Source organism: Actinobacillus porcitonsillarum (assembly GCF_003101015.1).
Taxonomy (GTDB): domain Bacteria; phylum Pseudomonadota; class Gammaproteobacteria; order Enterobacterales; family Pasteurellaceae; genus Haemophilus_A; species Haemophilus_A porcitonsillarum.
In genome coordinates this window covers 1371981-1393235 of the sequence record NZ_CP029206.1, presented here as the reverse complement: position 1 = coordinate 1393235, position 21255 = coordinate 1371981, and the positions used below count along the sequence as shown (strand labels likewise).

General features: G+C 39.4%; 21 protein-coding genes. 6 read left to right on the top strand and 15 right to left on the bottom strand.

Annotated features, from left to right (window positions below; translation table 11 throughout):
- Positions 1–14 precede the first annotated feature (14 nt).
- The 9 genes from gloB to metG form a co-directional block, all read right to left on the bottom strand.
- Positions 15–722 carry a hydroxyacylglutathione hydrolase gene (gene gloB / locus DDU33_RS06810; protein ID WP_108923972.1) on the bottom strand — a complete coding sequence of 236 codons (708 nt, stop codon included), beginning with the start codon at positions 720–722 and terminating at the stop codon, positions 15–17.
- A gap of 28 nt (positions 723–750) precedes the next feature.
- Positions 751–1668 (bottom strand): N-acetylglucosamine kinase, encoded by a 918-nt coding sequence (nagK, locus tag DDU33_RS06805; RefSeq protein ID WP_108923970.1) that lies wholly within the window; start codon positions 1666–1668, stop codon positions 751–753.
- A gap of 2 nt (positions 1669–1670) precedes the next feature.
- The gene (locus DDU33_RS06800) at positions 1671–2360 is read right to left on the bottom strand and encodes a phosphatase PAP2 family protein (RefSeq protein ID WP_208620314.1); all 690 of its coding nucleotides are present in this window, start codon (positions 2358–2360) and stop codon (positions 1671–1673) included.
- 79 nt (positions 2361–2439) lie between these two features.
- Entirely contained in the window at positions 2440–2754 is a 315-nt protein-coding gene (yhbY, locus tag DDU33_RS06795; protein WP_081451205.1) for a ribosome assembly RNA-binding protein YhbY, read from the bottom strand.
- A 112-nt stretch (positions 2755–2866) separates the two neighbouring features.
- Positions 2867–4525: a fructose-specific PTS transporter subunit EIIC gene (locus DDU33_RS06790; protein ID WP_108923966.1), complete on the bottom strand. Its 1659-nt coding sequence runs from the start codon at positions 4523–4525 to the stop codon at positions 2867–2869.
- 116 nt (positions 4526–4641) lie between these two features.
- The gene (fruK, locus tag DDU33_RS06785; protein WP_108923964.1) at positions 4642–5574 is read right to left on the bottom strand and encodes a 1-phosphofructokinase; all 933 of its coding nucleotides are present in this window, start codon (positions 5572–5574) and stop codon (positions 4642–4644) included.
- A 9-nt stretch (positions 5575–5583) separates the two neighbouring features.
- The gene (fruB, locus tag DDU33_RS06780) at positions 5584–7101 is read right to left on the bottom strand and encodes a fused PTS fructose transporter subunit IIA/HPr protein (protein WP_108923961.1); all 1518 of its coding nucleotides are present in this window, start codon (positions 7099–7101) and stop codon (positions 5584–5586) included.
- A gap of 160 nt (positions 7102–7261) precedes the next feature.
- Positions 7262–7678 carry a nucleoside-diphosphate kinase gene (gene ndk, locus DDU33_RS06775; RefSeq protein ID WP_108923959.1) on the bottom strand — a complete coding sequence of 139 codons (417 nt, stop codon included), beginning with the start codon at positions 7676–7678 and terminating at the stop codon, positions 7262–7264.
- Between the two features lie 15 nt (positions 7679–7693).
- Positions 7694–9757 carry a methionine--tRNA ligase gene (gene metG / locus DDU33_RS06770; protein ID WP_108923956.1) on the bottom strand — a complete coding sequence of 688 codons (2064 nt, stop codon included), beginning with the start codon at positions 9755–9757 and terminating at the stop codon, positions 7694–7696.
- Between the two features lie 298 nt (positions 9758–10055).
- On the opposite strand from metG, the gene adhE reads away from it, so the two are divergent.
- The gene (gene adhE / locus DDU33_RS06765; RefSeq protein ID WP_108923954.1) at positions 10056–12671 is read left to right on the top strand and encodes a bifunctional acetaldehyde-CoA/alcohol dehydrogenase; all 2616 of its coding nucleotides are present in this window, start codon (positions 10056–10058) and stop codon (positions 12669–12671) included.
- Between the two features lie 277 nt (positions 12672–12948).
- Here the strand turns inward: adhE and DDU33_RS06760 are convergent, their stop codons facing one another.
- The 3 genes from DDU33_RS06760 to tcdA form a co-directional block, all read right to left on the bottom strand.
- Positions 12949–13239, bottom strand: a complete 291-nt coding sequence (locus DDU33_RS06760; protein ID WP_108923952.1) for a type II toxin-antitoxin system RelE/ParE family toxin — start codon at positions 13237–13239, stop codon at positions 12949–12951.
- Positions 13232–13420 carry a hypothetical protein gene (locus tag DDU33_RS06755; RefSeq protein ID WP_005820763.1) on the bottom strand — a complete coding sequence of 63 codons (189 nt, stop codon included), beginning with the start codon at positions 13418–13420 and terminating at the stop codon, positions 13232–13234. Before DDU33_RS06755 ends, DDU33_RS06760 begins: the two co-directional genes overlap by 8 nt.
- 104 nt (positions 13421–13524) lie before the next feature.
- Positions 13525–14286 carry a tRNA cyclic N6-threonylcarbamoyladenosine(37) synthase TcdA gene (tcdA, locus tag DDU33_RS06750; RefSeq protein WP_108923950.1) on the bottom strand — a complete coding sequence of 254 codons (762 nt, stop codon included), beginning with the start codon at positions 14284–14286 and terminating at the stop codon, positions 13525–13527.
- Positions 14287–14372: 86 nt separating this feature from the next.
- On the opposite strand from tcdA, the gene modC reads away from it, so the two are divergent.
- Together modC and DDU33_RS06740 are read left to right on the top strand one after the other, a co-directional pair.
- Positions 14373–15422, top strand: a complete 1050-nt coding sequence (gene modC / locus DDU33_RS06745) for a molybdenum ABC transporter ATP-binding protein ModC (protein WP_108923948.1) — start codon at positions 14373–14375, stop codon at positions 15420–15422.
- A gap of 49 nt (positions 15423–15471) precedes the next feature.
- Entirely contained in the window at positions 15472–15768 is a 297-nt protein-coding gene (locus DDU33_RS06740) for an RnfH family protein (RefSeq protein WP_005820757.1), read from the top strand.
- A 38-nt stretch (positions 15769–15806) separates the two neighbouring features.
- Here DDU33_RS06740 and tdeA read toward each other — a convergent pair whose 3' ends face one another.
- From tdeA to gpt, 3 genes are all read right to left on the bottom strand, one after another.
- Positions 15807–17192: a toxin/drug exporter TdeA gene (gene tdeA, locus DDU33_RS06735; protein WP_108923946.1), complete on the bottom strand. Its 1386-nt coding sequence runs from the start codon at positions 17190–17192 to the stop codon at positions 15807–15809.
- A gap of 20 nt (positions 17193–17212) precedes the next feature.
- The gene (gene gmk / locus DDU33_RS06730) at positions 17213–17836 is read right to left on the bottom strand and encodes a guanylate kinase (protein ID WP_108923944.1); all 624 of its coding nucleotides are present in this window, start codon (positions 17834–17836) and stop codon (positions 17213–17215) included.
- A 73-nt stretch (positions 17837–17909) separates the two neighbouring features.
- Positions 17910–18389 carry a xanthine phosphoribosyltransferase gene (gpt, locus tag DDU33_RS06725; RefSeq protein WP_005820751.1) on the bottom strand — a complete coding sequence of 160 codons (480 nt, stop codon included), beginning with the start codon at positions 18387–18389 and terminating at the stop codon, positions 17910–17912.
- A gap of 188 nt (positions 18390–18577) precedes the next feature.
- Between gpt and DDU33_RS06720 the strand changes: the two genes are divergently transcribed.
- The 3 genes from DDU33_RS06720 (at position 18578) to DDU33_RS06710 (ending at position 21204) form a co-directional block, all read left to right on the top strand.
- Entirely contained in the window at positions 18578–20026 is a 1449-nt protein-coding gene (locus DDU33_RS06720; RefSeq protein WP_108923942.1) for an aminoacyl-histidine dipeptidase, read from the top strand.
- Positions 20027–20119: 93 nt separating this feature from the next.
- On the top strand, positions 20120–20704 hold the full coding sequence (locus DDU33_RS06715; RefSeq protein ID WP_005820747.1) for a LemA family protein: 585 nt from the start codon (positions 20120–20122) through the stop codon (positions 20702–20704).
- Positions 20705–20754: 50 nt separating this feature from the next.
- The gene (locus DDU33_RS06710) at positions 20755–21204 is read left to right on the top strand and encodes a TPM domain-containing protein (protein WP_108923940.1); all 450 of its coding nucleotides are present in this window, start codon (positions 20755–20757) and stop codon (positions 21202–21204) included.
- Positions 21205–21255 lie beyond the last annotated feature (51 nt).

Sequence of the window (21255 nt, the reverse complement as noted above, 5' to 3'; positions counted from 1 at the left end):
CTTGTTATTTTGTCTTAAAAGTGATCTTTTTGTTCACGTAAATTTTTAAATTCGGCTAATGTCGTCGCTCTAAGAAAAGGATTTATTTGCTTTTCTTTATACAGCGTCGTCGGTAGTGTCGGTTTATGTTGAGCTCGCAAAATATCAACTTGCTCCTGATATTCTAACAAAGCACAACTTGACGGCATTACCGTTACCGCAAATTTTAGATTACTTTGAGTATATTCGTGAGCGGGGAAAATTTCAACAAAATCAGGCAATGCTTTAAAACGCTGCATTGCTTCAAATTGTGCTTGATAATTACCGGTAAAAACGCGTCCACAACCGCCCGAGAATAAAGCATCACCACAAAAAAGATATTCATTTCCCCATAAATAACTTATATGCTGTGCTGTATGTCCGGCACTTTCAATCACACGAATATCATAGCCAAAAAGCTCAAAATGCGCTTCGGGTTGAACAATTTTATCCGCCCAAGCTTTACATTCTTCCGAGCCATACACCGTAATGTGTGGATAATGTGCTTTGAGCGTATTTACGCCATCAGTATGATCGTGGTGATTATGTGTAAGCAAAATAGCGGTTAAATTTAACTGATTTTTTGCAAGAAAAGCCAATACCGGCTCCGCTTCTGCCGGATCAACAATAACAGCTTGATCCTCTTTTTGAATAACCCAAATATAGTTATCATTTAAAGCAAGTATTGGCTTGATGTTTAACATAAGTTTCTCGATGTGTTTTAAATATAAATTATTTATTTAGGAATAACGCCGCCGCACCACGTACACCACTTGAATCACCGTGAATTGCTTTTTTGATGACCGGCACTTCCGCACTTCGCATTAAATATTTTGGTAATACGGTTGGCAATACTTCATAAATATATTCGAAGTTCGATAACCCGCCACCAAATACAATCATATCCGGATCAAGTACCGTGATTAATGGCGAAATGCTGATTGCCATTAACTCAATATATTTTTCAACAAATTCAACGGTTTTTGGTTCTTTTGCATAAAAGCGTTCAATAATGGTTTTGGCATTTAATTTCTCGCCCACTAAATCACTATAAAGCATTTCAAAACCACGACCGGAAATATAGCTATCTAAACACGCTGTATTGCCGCAACCACATTTATAAATTGGCGCTTTGTCCCAACCCAATAATTTAAGGGCGTGATAGTTTAGCTGAGTATGCCCCACCTCACCAGCCATACCGATTTGACCTGAGTGGGCTTTACCATTTACCACGATACCGCCACCAAAGCCAGTACCAATAATTAAGCCTAAAACGGTATTGTATTGTTGATTACTCTCATCCCACGCTTCAGATAACGCCATACAGTTTGCATCATTTTCCGCTCGAACCTCTCGCTCTAAGCGTTCTGATAGATCTTTTAAAATCGGGTTATCATGTGCAACGGCGATGTTCGCAATCTCTGCTAAACCTGTTTTATGGTTTACAAACCCTGGAATACCTAAACCTACCGTGCCTTTTTCGCCCAATTTTTTATCGGCATTACGCACAAGTGTTTCAACAGCTCTTAACCACTCTTCATAACTGCTTTGTGGTGTAGGAACACGCTCGCTATGCAACTTTTCTAATTTTTCGTTAAATGCTGCCAATTCAATTTTGGTGCCGCCAATATCTAAACCGTAGTAAATCATATTTAGCCTCGTTTTTTAAAGATTTTGAAATTTTCTAAAACCGGTACGCACCAAATAAAGGCAATAAGATGGAATGCCCATGCAATTAAGGTGCTAACAAAGAGATCTATAGGATAATGCATTCCAAGACGTAAACGACTGATCAACATCAAAGCAGCCCAAAAAAGTGCAAAAATTTGTGCAAAAATAGCCGCTTGCTGACGTACACCGAATAATAAACCACCAAAAACTAACAACCAAGATACGGCAAAAATCGTATGTCCAGAAGGGAAAGAATAACCTAATTCATCAGCTTGATGTTCTACCACAAATTGATTATCAGCTTGGACAAATTTCATCACTTCCGTTGCTTGCTCTGTTTTTGGTAACGCATAGAATTGTTCTGTATTTGACTGGAACATTTGGGTAACAAATGGACGAGGCTCTTTAAAGACTGCTTTTGCGCCTTCTTTAATAATTTGTGTGCCGATAACAGAGCTTGCACAAATAAAACCTACCAGTAGCCAAGAATAGCGATGACGAGCTAACCACATTAACCAAAGCATAAAAATCACACAGGTCATCAGGGCATAAGGGGTAGAACCCGTTTCTGTTAGAACAAAAAGTCCCCAGTCTAATGAAGAATGTCCCAAATTCGTATTCAATGCCCATTGCCAGTCAATTGCCCAAGCAACAAGTGGGATCGCTAACATGAAAAGGGTAAGAATTGAAAGTTTCTTTAACACAAAAAATTCCTTATACAGATAAGGGCGTAATCATACGCCCCTTAAATTAAATTGCCTTAGTTGCTTTTGGTAAACTAATTTTTTTCTCTTCACTTTGACGGTAAAGCACTAAAATATGTCCAATTGTTTGAACTTCAATCGCTTTTGTTTCACGCACGATAGCATCAATGATCAACTGTTTCGTTTCACGATCTGCACCCGAAATTTTTACTTTGATGAGTTCGTGATGATCCAACGCATTTTCAATTTCTGCTAACACGCCTTCTGTTAAGCCATTACCGCCTAACATTACAACTGGGCTTAAATGATGAGCCAATCCTTTTAAAAATTGTTTTTGTTTATTTGTTAATGTCATTTTCATTTTTTCCAATATAAAAAATTGATGTAGAAAATAGCACAAAAGGGGCAAATTTGAAAGTAAATCCAATAAAAATAGCCTCTACAATGAGAGGCTATTTTACGAATATCACAAATTATTCTGCTAATTTTGGCTTAACTATTGCATAAGCGATACCCGTTACAGCTGAACCAATCGCAATTGCCGCTAAGTACATCAACGGTTGTGAAACAAATGGGATCACGAATAAACCACCGTGAGGGGCTTGTAATGTGATGCCTAAACCAAGAGAAATTGCCCCCGCCGTTGCACCACCTAAGATAGAAGTGGCAATCACACGCACAGGGTCAGCCGCTACAAATGGTAACGCACCTTCAGAGATAAAGCATAAGCCAAGTACGAAAGAGGCTTTGCCTGCATCACGTTGGTTTACGGTAAATTTGTTGCGTGCAATCCAAGTCGCAATCGCCATACCGATAGGTGGCACCATACCTGCCGCCATCGCTGCTGCCATCGGGGTGTTTACGTCTGAAGCTAACATACCCACTGAGAAAGTATAAGCCGCTTTGTTTACTGGACCGCCCATATCGGTACACATCATCGTACCTAGCACGATACCTAATACAATAGCGTTTACTTCGCCCATTGATTTTAACCAGCTAGATAAGGCTTCCATAATGCTGGCAACAGGTGGGTTGATCACATAAACCATTGCAAGACCGACAATCGCAGAGCCTAAGAGCGGTAGGATTAAGATCGGTTTTAACGAGGTTAAACTTGCTGGTAACTTGATGTTATCGTTTAAGAATTTCACTACATAACCTGCAAGGAAACCAGCAATAATACCGCCTAAAATCCCTGCACCTGCCGTTGTTGCTAACATACCGCCGACAAAACCTGCAGTTAAACCCGGACGGTCAGCAATCGAGTAGGCAACATAACCGGCAAAGACGGCAATCATTAAGTGGAATGCTGCACCGCCACCAATATCCATTAACGCTTTTGGTAAGCCACCTGCGATATTTGGATCCTTAAAGGCTTCAATACCGAACATAAAGGAAATAGCGATTAACAAACCACCTGCAACCACGAACGGTAACATATGCGACACGCCCGTCATCAAGTGTTTATAAATCCCTTTCTTCTCACCTGTAGCTTCTTCGCCTTTCGCTGCTGCCGCAGAACCGCCTTGATAAACAGTCGCTTGTTGGAAGGCTTTTTCAAACTCTTGTGCGGTTTTCTTTAAAGCTAAACCTGTTGAAGTGCGGTACATCGGCTTGCCTTGGAATTTGCTTAAATCCACGTCAATATCCGCCGCCACAAAGACTAAATCTGCTGCAGCTACTTCTTCCGCAGAGATCGGATTGCCAGCACCCACTTGCCCACGGGTTTCGACTTTCACATTCCAGCCTTGTGCTTTCGCATAGTTTTCAATGGCTTCCGCAGACATAAAAGTATGTGCAACCCCTGTCGGACAAGCGGTTACTGCTACGATATTTTTTACGCCAGAGTTTGATACCGCCGCTTGCGTTGCATTGGCAAAAGTTTGAGCAGAATTGACCGCTTGCGTGAGTGTTGCTTCTGGTTGAGCAAAGGCTTGCTCAAGGTTAACCACCGCTCCTTGTTTACCGACAACATTCGCAGGCACTTGCTCATCAAATAACACCACAAAATCCGCTTGTTCTGCATTGACTACAGAATGCCCTTGCTGTTTTGCCACCGCCGTTAGCACTTCATTTACAAGAAATGCTCTTGCTTTACCGAGTTGTGCCGGGAAAATAAATGAAATATTCATATTTTATTCCTATCAATGTTTAAAAAATCTGTTTTCCCAAATGTAGGGACACACTGCGTGTGTCCGCAAAAAATATAAATAACGGACACACGCAGTGAGTCCCTACCTTGGTGTAATTAAAGTTCAGTCAATTTAACCTGTGCCAAAATCCCTTCCAACGCCGTTTTATCACTCACGCCCACGTTACTTTGGGAAACCGCTAAAGCAGATGTCGCACTGGCAAAGGCAAGGGTTTTCGCTTTATCCCAACCCTGTGAGAAACCATAGATAAGCCCTGCAACCATTGAGTCGCCAGCCCCTACGGTACTTACCACATTTTCGCAACGTGGGGGTTGAGCTTGAAGTACGCCTTCGTTATTGATCCAAACCGAGCCTTTTTCGCCCATTGAGATAATGACGTTTTCAATACCTCTAGCACGCAAATCTTGAGCAGCAACAATCACATCTTCGAGGCTATTTAAGGCTCGACCTGCCCAAACTTCTAATTCACGGCGATTAGGCTTGACTAGCCAAGGGTGGGCCTTTAATCCAGCGGTTAATGCCGCATTTGAGCTATCCAATACCACTTTTAAACCTTGCTGATGTAGCGTTTCTAACCACAAGGCAAATTTCTCAGGGCTTACGCCACGAGGTAAAGAACCACAAACGGCAACAAGATCAAATTGGCTTTCCCAATGTTGAGTTTGAGCGGTAAATTTCTCCCACTCTTCTTCACTGATCTCAAAGCCTAAAAAGTTGAGATCCGTTACATCAGCTTCCGTTTCCGTAATTTTGACATTGATACGAGTTTTACCTGCGACACGATAGAATTGATCGTCCACCCCATTTTTTGCGAAAGATTGCACAAAATCCCCTTGATTTTCTTCACCAAGAAAACCGGTTACAGATAATTTCGTGCCTAAATCTGCCAAGACTTTTGCCACATTGATCCCTTTTCCGGCAGGATATAAACCTAAGGTTTCAACGGTATTGACTTCGCCGATTTCAATACGGGCAAGGCGACCGACCAAATCAAATGCAGGATTTAACGTTACTGTTGCAATACGCATATTTTCCCCTTATTTCTCACCTAAACCGGCTTCAATTGCGGCACCGATACCATCTAAGGCTTGTTGTGCATCATCGCCTGTTGCCACAAAGCGTAAACGCGTGCCTTTTGTTACGCCAAGTGCCACGATTTTCATCAAACTTTTGGCACTCACAAGCGGTGAGTTTTTATCAAGATTTTGCACTTCGATTTTTGACGTATATTTTTTCACTTCATTAACAAGCACCGCACTTGGGCGAGCGTGTAAACCGTGTTCGTTGTGAATAACGAAAGTCGCTTCTACCGCACCTTCTGTTGCATTATCAGCTACCGCTGGCGCAACTGCTTCAACCGCAACGGTTTGTGCTGATGTTGCAGTACCTTCAATGCTATCTTCAACGGCAGGAATAAAAGTGACATTTTCGCCAAGACCTTCCGCCATTGCTTTGCCTAAGGTTTCAATAGCTTGTTGAGCATCATCGCCTTCTGCAATAAAGCGTAAACGCGTCCCTTTCGTTGCACCTAATGCCACAATTTTCATTGTACTTTTTGCATTTGCCGGTGCTGTTGCACGGTCAAGGTTTTCTACGGTAATTTTCGAGCTAAATGCTTTTAACGTTTGAACCAATACCGCACTTGGGCGAGCGTGTAAACCGTGTTCATTGCGTACCGTAAAGTTTCCAACCACCTGTCCATTATTTACCGTTGAAGTGGCTGAAACAACTGCGGTTGAATTTTCGGCGGTATTGACCGTTTCACCATTAAACAAGGCAAGTATCTGTGAGCCACTCGCAGAAGCAAATTGGCGGCGAACTTCAGATTTTAATAACGCGGCTAAAATGGGATTGAGTGCATTATTTACCGTTGCTACGCTGACTAATGTCTGCCCTTGCGTATTACGTGCAACGGCTACGCCATTAGCTAAGTTACCTTTTGCGCTATCAATCACAAAAACATTATCGCCTAGATGAAGTGGAGCGGCTGAAACCACATCACTAATAAAGGCTTGTGTGACGTAATTTTGCTCTTGTAATTTACCCGCATTAATCGCCGAAAGGGTAATCAAACTTGAGCTTTCTACATTTAATGAGATTAAGGCTTCTGAAAGCACCGGTAATGTTTTTTTACCGCTTAAAATATCGGCAAATTCTTGCACATCTTGGGTTTTTGCTAATTTTTCTGCAGCTTCTTCATCACTTAACACCGTGGTTAATTGACGAAGTAAGGCTAAATGTTCATCAGATTTTGCCGCAATACCGATAGCTACGTAAGCAACATTTCCTTCGCCCCATTCAACCCCTTGAGGAAATTGAATAATTTGTACACCAGTATTTTGAACTAAATCTCGGGTATCTAATGTGCCGTGCGGAATCGCAATCCCATTGCCTAAAAAAGTCGAGGTTTGGGTTTCACGTGCCAACATACCGGCTTCATAGCCTTCTGCTACGTTCCCATTTGCAACTAAACCTGCTGCGACTAATTTAATCGCCTCTTCTTTGTTCGCTGCTTGCCCGCTTAAACGGATATTTTTTGCTGATAAATCAAGCATTTTAGCTCCTTATGGAAGGTAATTTTCAATTTAAAAAACGTTCTGATTGTACCCTATTTTTGCTAAACCGTTATAGCAAAAAACGTAAAGAAATAAAAAAAGATTCGGAAAGATATTTCATCTCTCCGAATCTTTCTGTTAGCCATATTTCAAACAAACATTACACAATTTCATTTGGCGTGAAAAAGTAAGCAATTTCTCGTTTAGCAGAATCTGCTGAATCAGAACCATGCACTGAGTTTTCACGACCGCTAATAGCATACAGTTGGCGAATAGTGCCTTCTTTACGATCTTCTACCTTTGTTGCTCCCATTAATTCACGATAATGCGCAATAGCATTTTCACCTTCAAGCACCACCGCAACAATCGGTGCAGAAATCATAAAATCAACTAAAGGCTCAAAAAAATCTTTGCCCTGATGTTCTGCATAAAAACCCTCAGCTTGCTCTTTTGTTAATTGAAGTTTTTTCAATGCCTTAATCGTTAATCCGGATTCTTCAATGTGAGCGAGAATTTTGCCAATCAAATGACGTTTTGTTGCATCAGGTTTTATTAAGCATAATGTTTGCTGAATCATAACGCTTTCCTCACATTATTTCACTTGCATACCAGCTCGGATACCTTCATCGCCTGAAAGTAAGAATAAATCCGAACCTCCGGTACCTGCTGAAAGAATCATACCTTCAGAAAGACCAAATTTCATCTTACGTGGCGCAAGGTTGGCAACCATAATCACAAAGCGACCGTTAAGTTCTTCCGGATTGTTATAAGCTGCTTTAATACCTGAAAAAACTTGACGTTGATGATCGCCTAAGTCGAGTTGGAATTTCAATAATTTATTTGATTCCGGTACAGCTTCACAGCTAATGACTTTTGCGACACGTAAATCTAATTTCGCAAAGTCATCGATGGTAATTTCAGGTAAAATCGGCTCAATTTCGCCATTATTTGCAATGTTTTCCACTTTTTTCACCGCTTGTTTTGTTTTCTCTTCTACTTTGCTTGCTTCTGCAAACAATGCTTTTGTTTCTTCAATCACCGCATCAATCTGTTTTTGCTCTAAACGAGTAAACAGTGACTTAAATGGCGCAACGCTATGCCCTAATAATGGTTGAGCAATGTTATCCCAACGTAGCTCACTTTGTAAAAAGGCTTCTGCTCGTTCTGCTAATTGCGGTAATACCGGTTTTAAATAGCTCATTAAGATACGGAATAATTCAATTCCCATTGAGCAAACGGCTTGAAGTTCAGCTTCTTTACCTTCTTCTTTGGCAATAACCCAAGGTGCTTTGTCATCAATGTATTTATTGGCTTTATCGCATAAATCCATAATGACGCGGATAGCTTTATTAAATTCACGAGCTTCGTAATGTGCTGCGATCTGCTCTGATTGCGCAACAAATTCTGCAAATAGTGCTTGATCATCTAACGAAGTGGCTAATTTACCTTCAAAACGTTTTGCAATAAAACCAGCATTACGTGAAGCTAAATTTACGAGTTTATTCACAATATCGCTATTCACACGTTGAATAAAATCGGTGAGGCTTAAATCCAAATCTTCAATGCGCTCATTTAATTTCGCCGCATAGTAATAACGCAAACATTCTGGATCAATATGTTTTAAATAGGTGCTGGCTTGAATAAATGTCCCACGTGATTTTGACATTTTTACCCCATCAACCGTCACATAGCCGTGAGCAAAAATATTCGTTGGTTTACGTTGCTCACAACCTTCTAACATCGCTGGCCAGAATAAACTATGGAAGTAAACAATATCCTTACCAATAAAATGATATAACTCGGCTGTTGAGTCTTTTTGCCAGAAAGATTGGTAATCTAACCCTGTACGATCACAAAGATTTTTAAATGATGCCATATAGCCGATTGGCGCATCTAACCATACATAGAAGAATTTATTTTCTGCATCCGGAATTGGAAAGCCAAAATAAGGCGCATCACGGCTAATATCCCATTGCTGTAAACCGCTCTCAAACCACTCTTGCATTTTATTAGCTATTTCAGATTGTAATGAGCCTGAACGAGTCCACGCTTTTAACATCTCTTCAAAAGCCGGTAAATCAAAAAAGAAATGCTCTGATTCTTTAACAATTGGCGTTGCACCAGAAACCACTGAACGAGGGTTAATTAAATCCATCGGGCTGTAAGTTGATGCACAAACTTCGCAGTTATCGCCGTACTGATCTTCTGCTTTACATTTTGGGCAAGTCCCTTTTACAAAACGATCCGGTAAAAACATCTGTTTTTCAGGATCGAATAATTGAGAAATAACACGACTTTTAATAAACCCATTCTCTTTTAATTTTTTGTACATCGCCGTAGTTAATTCACGGTTTTCGTCACTATGTGTTGAGTGATAGTTATCGAAGCTAATGTTAAATCCTTTAAAATCTGCCACGTGATCCGTTTTAGCTTTTTCAATCAGTTGCTCCGGTGTAATACCTTGCTTAGCAGCATTGAGCATAATTGGCGTGCCGTGCGCATCATCTGCACAGACAAAATGAACTTCGTGACCACGCATACGCTGAAAACGAACCCAAATATCCGCTTGAATATGCTCAAGCATATGCCCTAAATGAATTGCGCCGTTCGCATAAGGTAACGCACAAGTAACCAGCATTTTTCTTGTATTCGACATTATTCTTCTCTCTAAAACGTTAAAAGTAAAACTTGACAGAAATTTGACCGCTTATTGTAGCTCAACCACAGGATTTTTTCTAGTTACCCTCTATTTATCTATTTTTGCCTTAAAAGTTAAATCCTTGTAAATAACTTGTATCATTATTTTTATCGCATATACGCTACACAAAATATATTTGATGTAAATCAAATTTAACTCTAAAGAAGTACAAAAAATAGAGAAAAAGGACTTAATTTGATCAATAATTTCAGCAGTTAAAAAATTTCAAAATTTTAATTTTTAGAGGAACTAAACTATGGCTAAAGCAACTCAAACTGCTCAACCTTATGATGCTCAAGTTGAAGTGAATGATCTTGTCGAAAAAGGCTTAAAAGCACTCGATGAGTTCCGTCATTTAAACCAAGAACAAGTCGATTACATTGTGGCAAAAGCCTCTGTCGCAGCACTTGATAAACATGGCATTTTAGCAATGCATGCTTATGAAGAGACCGGACGTGGTGTCTTTGAAGACAAAGCAACCAAAAACTTGTTTGCTTGCGAATATGTTGTAAATAATATGCGACATTTAAAAACCGCTGGTGTAATTAGTGAAGATGATGTAACCGGTATTACAGAAATCGCCGATCCTGTTGGTGTTGTCTGTGGTATTACCCCAACAACAAACCCTACTTCTACAACCATTTTCAAAGCGTTAATCGCACTTAAAACCCGTAACCCAATCGTTTTTGCTTTCCACCCTTCTGCGCAACAATCTTCTGCCCATGCAGCTCAAGTCGTTTACGATGCAGCCGTGGCAGCCGGTGCGCCGGAAAACTGTATCCAATGGATTAAAACACCGTCAATGGAAGGCACATCCCTTCTTATGAAGCACCCTGGTATTGCAACCATTCTTGCTACAGGTGGTAATGCTATGGTGGAAGCTGCATACTCTTGTGGTAAACCGGCTTTAGGCGTAGGTGCCGGTAACGTACCGGCTTATGTTGAAAAAACAGCCAAATTAAAACAAGCTGTATATGACATTGTGATGTCAAAATCTTTCGATAACGGTATGATTTGTGCTTCAGAACAAGCGGCGATTGTTGATAAAGAAATTTATGCTGACTTTATTAAAGAAATGCAATCTTATGGCGTTTATTTAGTCAACAAAAAAGAGAAAGCATTACTTGAAAAATTCATCTTTGGTGTGGACAAAGCAAACGACCAAAACTGCTCAGGTGCAAAACTCAATGCGGCTGTTGTAGGTAAACCTGCTGCATGGATTGCAGAACAAGCTGGCTTTAGCGTACCTGCCAAAACAAACATTCTTTTAGCGGAATGTGCCTTTGTTGGCGAAGGTGAGCCGCTTACCCGTGAAAAACTTTCTCCGGTATTAGCTTTATTAAAATCAAATTCAACTGAACACGGTTTAGAACTTTCTGAAGCGATGGTTAATTTCCACGGTTTAGGACACTCTGCAGCAATTCATACCCAAAATGCTGAATTAGCGAAAACATTTGGCGAAAGAGTAAAAGCAATTCGTGTTATTTGGAACTCGCCATCAACCTTTGGTGGTATCGGCGATGTTTATAACTCCTTCCTCCCTTCATTAACATTAGGCTGTGGCTCTTACGGTAAAAACTCAGTGAGTAATAACGTAAGCGCAGTAAACTTGTTAAATATCAAACGTGTGGGCAGACGGAGAAATAATATGCAATGGTTTAAAGTTCCATCAAAAATCTACTTTGAGCGTGATTCCATTCAATACCTCAAATCAATGCATGATGTTGAGAAAGTAATGATCGTAACAGACCGTTCAATGGTTGATCTTGGTTTTGTTGATCGTATTACTGAACAATTACGCCAACGCCGTAATAAAGTGATGATTCAACTATTTACCGATGTAGAACCAAACCCAAGTTTACAAACAGTACAACGTGGTACGGAGTTAATGCGTAGCTTCCAACCAGATACTATTATCGCATTAGGTGGAGGCTCTCCAATGGATGCGGCTAAAATTATGTGGTTATTCTATGAGCAACCTGAAGTGGACTTCCGTGATTTAGTCCAAAAATTCATGGATATCCGTAAACGTGCATTTAAATTCCCACAATTAGGCCGTAAAGCGAAATTCGTAGGAATTCCAACAACATCAGGTACAGGTTCAGAAGTCACACCATTTGCGGTTATTACTGATGGCGATATCAAATATCCATTAGCAGACTACTCATTAACCCCGACAGTTGCGATTGTCGATCCGGCATTAGTGATGTCTGTACCATCTCATGTAGCTGCTGATACCGGATTGGACGTATTAACACACGCAACAGAGGCTTATACATCAATCCTTGCTAATGACTTTACTGACGGTTTAGCGCTACAAGCGATTAAATTAGTCTTTGAAAACCTTGAAAAATCGGTTAAAGAATTTGATGAAGATGCACGCGAAAAAATGCATAACGCATCAACAATGGCGGGTATGGCATTTGCTAACGCATTCTTGGGTATCTGTCACTCAATGGCACACAAAATTGGGGGTAAATTCCATACAATTCATGGTCGCACCAATGCTATCTTGTTACCGCATGTTATTCGTTACAACGGTACTCGCCCAACTAAAGTGGCAACTTGGCCGAAATATACAAACTATGTTGCGGATCAACGCTTCCAAGATATTGCAAGAATGTTAGGTTTACCAGCATCAACCCCTGAGGAAGGCGTGGAATCTTATGCCAAAGCTGTTCACGATTTAGCTGTACGTTGTGGCGTGAAAATGTCTCTTCAAGAACAAGGTATTGATGAACAAGCCTTCTTAGCAGCTCGCCGTGAATTAGCATTAAATGCCTTTGAAGACCAATGTACTCCAGCGAACCCTCGCCTTGCAATGGTTGAAGACATGGAAGAAATTATGACTAAAGCATTTTACGGAAAATAATTCATTATTTTTCAATAGGTTATAAGGCGAGATATCTTATAAATAATTAAAGTGGCTGTTTAATGGCTGTTAAGCAATTAAACAGCCCTTTATATTTTTACCCCTTCAACTCTATTTTTAATACGATAGTAAAGCAACTATCTCACTCTTCTTTATTAGCGATTATTTATTTAATGTGTTCGAATGTCTTAATTGTTATTTAATAAAGATTAAGTAGTGATTGGAAATGTACAGAAGCTTTTAACAAAAAGCCGTATAAACGGCTTGCAAGAATAGGTTAGTATGGGCGTGGATATAAACGGCGAGAGTGAATAATAGTTACAACCGTGATTTCATCTTGCCCCGTTTGTCTATACACAATACGATAAGCTCGACAAAAGGCTTCACGATCGCCATCTTCTCTTAATCGCCCGATTGCATTTGGCATAAAGGCGATTAAGTCCAATGTTTTATTAAATTCATTTAACAAATTTTGTGCAGATGAGGGAAAGCCAGTAAATTCATAAACATTATTTAAAATTTCATCGATATTTTCTACTGCAAGTTGAGAAAGCAGCAACTTAGCCATAAATAGCTCCATGCTGATTTTCTTCAATTTCTGCAAGCTCTAATGCTTTTTTCTCAATAGTGCGTTGCCAACGAGTTTTAGCCTCTTCTAATGTAATAACTCGCCCAGCTTTAATATCTTCATTCCCTCGGTTAATTTGCTCTGCTAAGAATTCATCATACCCTTTTTCTTTTAGTAACATCGTTATCCCCTCCACGGTTTATTTTGGGCATTGTATGCTGATGCGCTTAAAAGATCAACGGCTTCTAGGGAATACCTAACTACTAGAATGACATTAAAAATATACTATTTCAACAGTTTATCAATCACTCGGCTTACTGCAAAAAAGCCAAAAGTTGCGGTTACCATCGTTACCGCACCAAATCCATTAGCACAATTCATCGTTGCAGAAATCTCACATCCTTCTCCCATTTTGGGGAAAATCAGCGGCTGTGTTGAAAAAACACAATCAACACCAAATTTACGCTTCGGATTTTGGCTAAAGTTATACTCTTTACGTAATAGCGAGCGAACTTTTGAAGCTAGAGGATCTTGAATTGTCTTGCTTAAATCGGTAATTTGAATCTGTGTTGGATCAGTCTGCCCCCCTGCTCCACCAGTGGTAATCAGTTTAATTTTATGACGTTTACAATAAGCAATTAAAGCAGCTTTCGTTCTTACCGAATCAATGGCATCAATCACATAGTCATAGCCTCGATTCAAATATTCAGGAATATTTTCTGGTGTAATAAAATCATCAATAATTTCAACTTGGCATTCCGGATTGATCTTCTCTATACGTTCCTTCATCGCTTCCGTTTTTAGCTGTGCGACCGTTCCGCTCATTGCATGAATTTGGCGATTGATATTGGTTACACAAATATCATCCATATCAATCATAGTAATTTTACCAATTCCGGAACGAGCAAGCGCTTCTACCGCCCACGACCCCACGCCACCAATACCAATAACACAAATATGAGAACGACGTAATATCGCTAATCCTTCAGGTGTATAAAGGCGACCAATGCCGCCAAAACGTTGTTCATAATTATCTACTCTAGCCATTTTATTCCTTCTTTATTACTTTTTATCGTCTATTTTAGTGAAAAACGCATTATAATGTTTTATCCACTTTTTGCTCAAGATTTCATATGCTTAAACTCAATGCAAGCCAACAACTTGGACATTTACAACTTCAGTTGGATTTAAACATCCCAACTCAAGGTGTTACCGCTATTTTTGGTCGTTCCGGTGCGGGGAAATCAAGTCTTATCAATTTAGTTGCCGGACTTTCTACGCCGCAAAAAGGGTTGATTTCGTTAAATCAACGTACTTTATTTGATGGTAAAACAAATCTACCGCCTGAAAAACGGAACATCGGCTATGTCTTCCAAGAACCACGTTTATTTCCACACTATTCCGTAGAAAAAAACCTGAAATACGGCTGCAAGCGGTTTGATCCTCACTATTTTTCGCAAATTGTTGAGCTCTTAGGCATTGGGGCTTTACTTGACCGCTTCCCTATCAGCTTATCCGGCGGTGAGAAGCAACGAGTGGCGATTGGTCGAGCGTTATTGAGTAACCCCGAATTATTGTTAATGGATGAACCTCTTTCAGCCTTAGACCGCCCTCGTAAACAAGAATTACTGGATTACTTAGATCAACTTTCTAATAAACTCGACATTCCGATTTTATATGTGACACATAGCTTAGATGAGATCATTCGCTTAGCAGATCATCTCATTCTTATCGAACAAGGGAAAGTTGTCGTTTTTGATCAAGTGAAAAATGTTTGGCAACACCCTGCATTTGCACAGTGGCTTCCTGAGCAATATCGACTCAGTTTATTAGAATTGCCGATAAAATCGATCCAAACCACTTACCATATGCTTGAATTGGACTTAAACGGGCAATCATTATGGGTTAATCAACTTGCTCGCCACCAATTTGATCAGAAGATTCGCCTTACGATCAACAGTACTGATGTCTCTATTACATTAACACCGCCACAATACAGCTCTATTCGCAATATTTTAAAAGGCAAAGTTTCCGCCTGGGAAGATAACACCCAGCAAGTACAGGTTGCTGTTGATGTTGAAGGGCAAATCATTTGGGCAACCATTAGTACTTGGGCTTTTGATGAGCTTGCCATTAGAACAGGATTAGAAGTCTATCTTCAAATTAAAAGCGTTTCTTTATAACCTTGTAAAACTCACGTAAAATAAGATCGCTTAATCGTAAGAGGAATGTATGTCAGAAAAAATTATCGTGGAAGTTGCTTATGCTTACCCAAATCGTTTTTTTCTAAAAAAGATCGAATTAGATGAAAGCACTTCGATACAAAATGTCATTTTAAAATCTGGGATTTTAGAAAAATATACAGAAATTGACTTAAGAGAAAACAAAATTGGTGTTTTTAGCCGTCCTGCCAAATTAACGGATATGGTTGAAAATGGTGATCGTATTGAGATTTACCGCCCTCTTCTTGCCGATCCTAAAGAAATCCGCCGTAAAAAAGCTGCCGAACAAGCTGCAAAAGAAAAGTGATAAAACAAACCCCATACATTATGTGTATGGGGTTATTTTTAGCGTTTATATTTACCCGCCATCGCTTGATAAACTAAATTCTCATTCGTCAAAATTGTGTATTTTTGATTTAAAATCGAAAGTTGTGAATTTAGCTCAGTATTCATCGCACTTATCCATTCACGGAATTCTGAAACCCCTTGATTGTAGCGATTTTTATAGTATGCACTAATTTTCTTATCTTTTTCGTATGTTTGTTGTAAAAGATCTAAACTACTACGAGATTGCTTATACGCATAATAGTAGTTGTCAATTTCGTTTAACGCACTTGTAATGGTTTGTTCGTAATTCATACGAGCAGTCACATAATCCGTTTCTGAAATTTTCACATTATTTTGTACACGATTCCAGTCAAGGAAAGGTAAGTCAAATGAGAATACACCACTGCCTACTGGATTATCCCCCATCTTTTCGGCTTTACTTGAAAGTGATGCACCTAAAGTTAAAGTTGGGAACCAACTTTTCTCTGTTGCAGTTAATGTTTTAAATGCACTTTGTAAACGTTGTAGTCTTGCAGTCACATCAGGACGGTTTGCAATTGCAGAAACCGGAACATTCGTATCTACACCTTGCAATTTCACACTTAAAATGCTTGGGTAACGTGCTGCAATCGGTTGATTTGGTTTCAAATTAAGCAGATTACGCATTGTTTTTTCAGCAGTATTCAAATTTGCACGAAGAGCAACCACACTATTACGCGCATTTAAAGTTGATTGTTGCGCTTGTTCAACCGCTAAACTATCAATCGCACCTGCCGCCAATTTATTACGTAAAATTCGGCTAATTTCTTCGTAGTTCTTAATGGTTTTCTCTGTTACAGCAATCGCATCACGGTAGTAAGCAATTTGATAATAGGTTGCAACCACAGAGTTGATTAATGATAAACGTGTTGATTTTAAATCTTCAATGGTTGCTTTATGTTCCCATTCCGCTGCACTTGCCGTATCCGCTAAGCGTTTCCATAAATCAATGGTATAACTTAAGTTGAAACTTGCTGTGTTACTGATCGTTGAAACACCTGTTGAAACATTATTAGAAGTAGAACCTACACCTTTTGAGGCCGATGTAGAACCTGAACCACTAAAAGTCGGCACTAAATTAGCACCAACAAGATTTGCATTGTAAAGCGCTTTATTGACAGCAATAGCACTTTTTGCAAGATCTAAGTTATTTTGGATCGCTTGATCGACTAATGCATTTAATTGTGCATCGTTGTAACCTCTCCACCATTGTTCATTGATGGAAAATTGTTTTGTCACATCTTCATATTGTTGGTAAGTTTCTTTAGCTTGTTCTATTGTGCCATCTTGGCTCATATTGGTTGAAGAACATGCTGAAACAGCAAGCCCTAAAACAACACTAAAGGCAATTTTTGAAAGTTTCATGTGCTTTTCTTTCCTAAAATTTACTGATTTAATAATTTCGTGATTAACTGTTTATGACGGATCGCTTGAGCATCTAATTTTAAGCGTTCGGCAGTTAAAATGGATTTTAGTTCACTTAAAGCAGTTTGGAAATCATCATTAACAATCACATAATCAAATTCATTGTAATGACTCATTTCAGACTCCGCTTCTGCCATTCGTTTAGCAATTGTTTCAGCAGAATCTTGACCTCGCCCAATTAAGCGTCTTTCCAACTCTTCTCGAGAAGGCGGTAAAATAAAGATTGTTTTTACATTCGGCACTTTTTCACGAATTTGTCTTGCACCTTGCCAATCAATATCTAAGAAAACATCAACGCCCTGTTCTAACGAGCGTTCGATCATCGGTAAGGAAGTCCCATAGTAATTACCAAAAACTTCCGCCCATTCTAAAAAGTGTCCTTTTTCAATCAATGCTTCAAATTCAGCATGATTCGTAAAATAGTAATGAACGCCCTCTTCTTCTGCCGGACGAGGATTTCTTGTTGTATGTGAAATAGAAAGCTGAACTTCACTACGAGGTAAATCTGCTAATAATGCATTGATTAACGAAGATTTTCCTGCACCACTTGGTGCGGAAAGAATATAAAGATTACCTAAACTCACGATAAACCATCCTTTTTTACATCATAAAATGGAAAAATGGGTAACGAAATCATTTCATTACCCATTCTCTGAATTATCTTTTCGCAATAGGTGGAACAAAGACGATACCTAAATCCCATGGTTGTTCAATCCATGTTTCTTGAGGAATATCAATCACATAATCATCCACTAATGGCGCACCCGCCGGTTTTGCAAATACCGTCACAAATTTCGCATTTGGATACATTCTACGAATTTCACGTGCCGTATTACCTGTATCGACAAGGTCATCTACCACGATAAAACCTTCGCCACCATTAGCCACATCAGCAGCATGTAATACATTTAATTCGCCTTGAGAATCGTGATCATAACTTGCGATACATACTGTTTCAACGTGACGAATACCTAATTCACGCGCTAATACTGCTGCCGGGAATAAGCCCCCACGACTTACCGCAATAATGCCTTTCCATTGTGATGCAGGTAATAAACGTTCTGCTAATTTGCGGGCGTGCATATGGAACATATCCCACGTTACCACATATTTTTCATTTGTGTATTTTTCGCTCATAATTTAATCCTAAGAATATAAAAAATCGGCGAACTGAATCCACCGAATAAAAAAATTACGCTATTCTAACCTAAAAATTACTTTCGTGCTATTATTTCACTCAATTCTTATTACAAGCGGTAATCTTCCGTTCAAATTTTGCAAAAAAGGACAAAAAAGAAACCGCTTTCCATTATTTCGAGGTTGATATGTCAGACATTTCTACGCTAACTCCTACATCATTATGGCAATGGTTTGATAAAATTTGTGCCATTCCTCATCCATCTTATCATGAAGAAGCCCTTGCCAATTTCATTACAGATTGGGCTAAAAGCAAGTCTTTTTTTGTAGAACGAGATGAAGCCGGCAATATTTTAATTCGTAAACCAGCTACTCAAGGCATGGAACATCGCCAAACCATAGCCTTACAAGCTCACTTAGATATGGTTCCGCAAGCAAATGCAGGCACTCAACATGATTTTACTCAAGATCCAATTCAGCCTTATATTGATGGCGATTGGGTAAAAGCCAAAGGGACAACATTAGGTGCTGATAATGGGATCGGCTTAGCCTCTTGTCTTGCGGTTTTAGATGCCGAGGATTTGGCTCATCCTGAAATTGAAGTCCTTTTAACCATGAGCGAAGAAGTGGGAATGGAAGGTGCCATCGGCTTGCGTCCAAATTGGCTTACCGCACCGATTATGATCAACACAGATACCGAAGATAATGGCGAAATTTATATTGGCTGTGCCGGTGGCGAAAATGTAAATATAGAACTTCCTCTGGAATATGCCTCAAATCCGTTTGCTCAAGCACTCAAAGTGACGTTAAAAGGATTACAAGGCGGTCATTCTGGCTGTGATATTCATACTAACCGAGTCAATGCGATTAAATTGCTTGCCCGTATTTTAGCGGAGACTTTACAAAATACCCCATTCCAACTTGCGGAAATAGCCGGTGGTTCGGTACGAAATGCCATTCCTCGTGAAGCTTATGCTGTCATTGTTGCAAAAGATCTCGAAAAATTAACCGCTTACATTGAGCAATTAGGGCAGCAATTAAAAGCGGAACTGAAATTAGCCGAACCAAATTTAACACTATTAGTGGAGACAACAGAAAATCCGACACAAATTTTTGATATCGCTTCAACAGAAAAAAGTCTTCATTTCCTAAATGTGTTACCTAACGGCGTTATTCGTAACAGTGATACGATTAAAAATGTGGTTGAAACTTCGCTAAGCATTGGCGTGTTAGAAACTAAAAATGCCCAATTAGTCAGCACGATTTTATCTCGTTCTCTCATTGAAGGCGGTAAAGCAGAAGTACGAGCAAAAATTAATTCGCTGGCACAATTAGTTGGTGCAAAAGCAGAATTTTCAGGCAACTACCCTGGCTGGGAACCTGACGCTCATTCAGCAATTACGCAAATTACAAAAGAGGTTTATGACCAGATTTTAGGTTATGAAGCCCAAATAAAAGTAATTCACGCAGGACTTGAGTGCGGTTTAATCAAGAAAGTTTATCCCAATATGGATCTAGTCTCGATTGGGCCAACCATTCGTAATGCACATTCTCCAGATGAAAAAGTACACATTCCAGCCGTACAAATTTATTGGGAACTTTTAACACAATTATTGTCAAAAGTACCGCTTAAGTAATTGTAATACTTTGTAATTTTTCTCGCTTCCAAGGGGCGAATTTTATAAAATTCACCCCGATTTATTTTTAACCAACCTTAATAGGATTTTAGAATGAAAAAGATTTTAGGCATTTTATTGATTGCAATCATTGCACTCGGCGGTTATTCATTAACCAAATATAATGATTTAATGCGTGCTGAAGAAGATATTAACTCTGTTTGGGGTAATGTCGAATCGGCTTACCAACGTCGTGCAGATTTAATTCCTAACTTAGTGAACACCGTAAAAGGTCAAGCAAATTTTGAAAAAGAAACCTTAACAGCAGTGATTGATGCGCGAGCAAAAGCCACAGCGATTACTCTTGATCCGAAAACAGCTACCGAAGAAGATATGGCGAAATTCCAAGAAGCACAACAAGGTGTAAATTCTTCGCTCTCTCGTTTATTAGTTTCTGTGGAAAAATATCCTGAATTAAAAGCGCACGAAGCGTTCTTAAACTTACAAGCGCAATTAGAAGGTACTGAAAATCGTATCAATACTGAACGTAATAACTTTAATGCGGCAGTAAAAGAATACAATAAACAAGTACGTGAAATGCCAACTAAAATTGCCGCAATGATTATGGGCTTTAAAGCAAAACCTCAATTTAAAGCTGAAGCTGGGGCAGAAAAAGCACCGACCGTAAATTTTAACTAATTAAAGTTGGAGAGAGTTTACTCTCTCCACTTTTTCATCGAGATTTGCGTATGAAAATTTTTCCTTTTTTTTCAAGAAAATTGCCTGTCGATACTACTCAAATCGAACAGGCAATTTCACATTTAGAGCAACGAACATCAGCCGAACTACGCGTGGTCGTTGAACGAAAAAATAAATCAGGTTTAAATGCCGTTAAACGAGCGGAACAACTGTTTGATGAATTAAACATGCGTGAAACCGTTGAACGAAATGGCGTCTTGATCTATCTCTCTTTCGTTCCACACCATTTAGCGATTATTGGCGATAAAGGTATTCATGAGAAAGTCGGTCAGATTTTTTGGCAGTCTGTCTATGATGCGATAAAAACAGAGTGTCAGCATAATGAATACACGAAAAGTATTTGCGAAGGCATTAAACAAGTTGAAACACAATTGGCTATCCATTTTCCTCGCCAAACCGATGATATTGATGAGCTTCCAAATGAGGTTGTGATCAAATGATAAGTAAAATCACACATTTATTTAACCGCTTGTTTGTCGTGTTATTTGCGT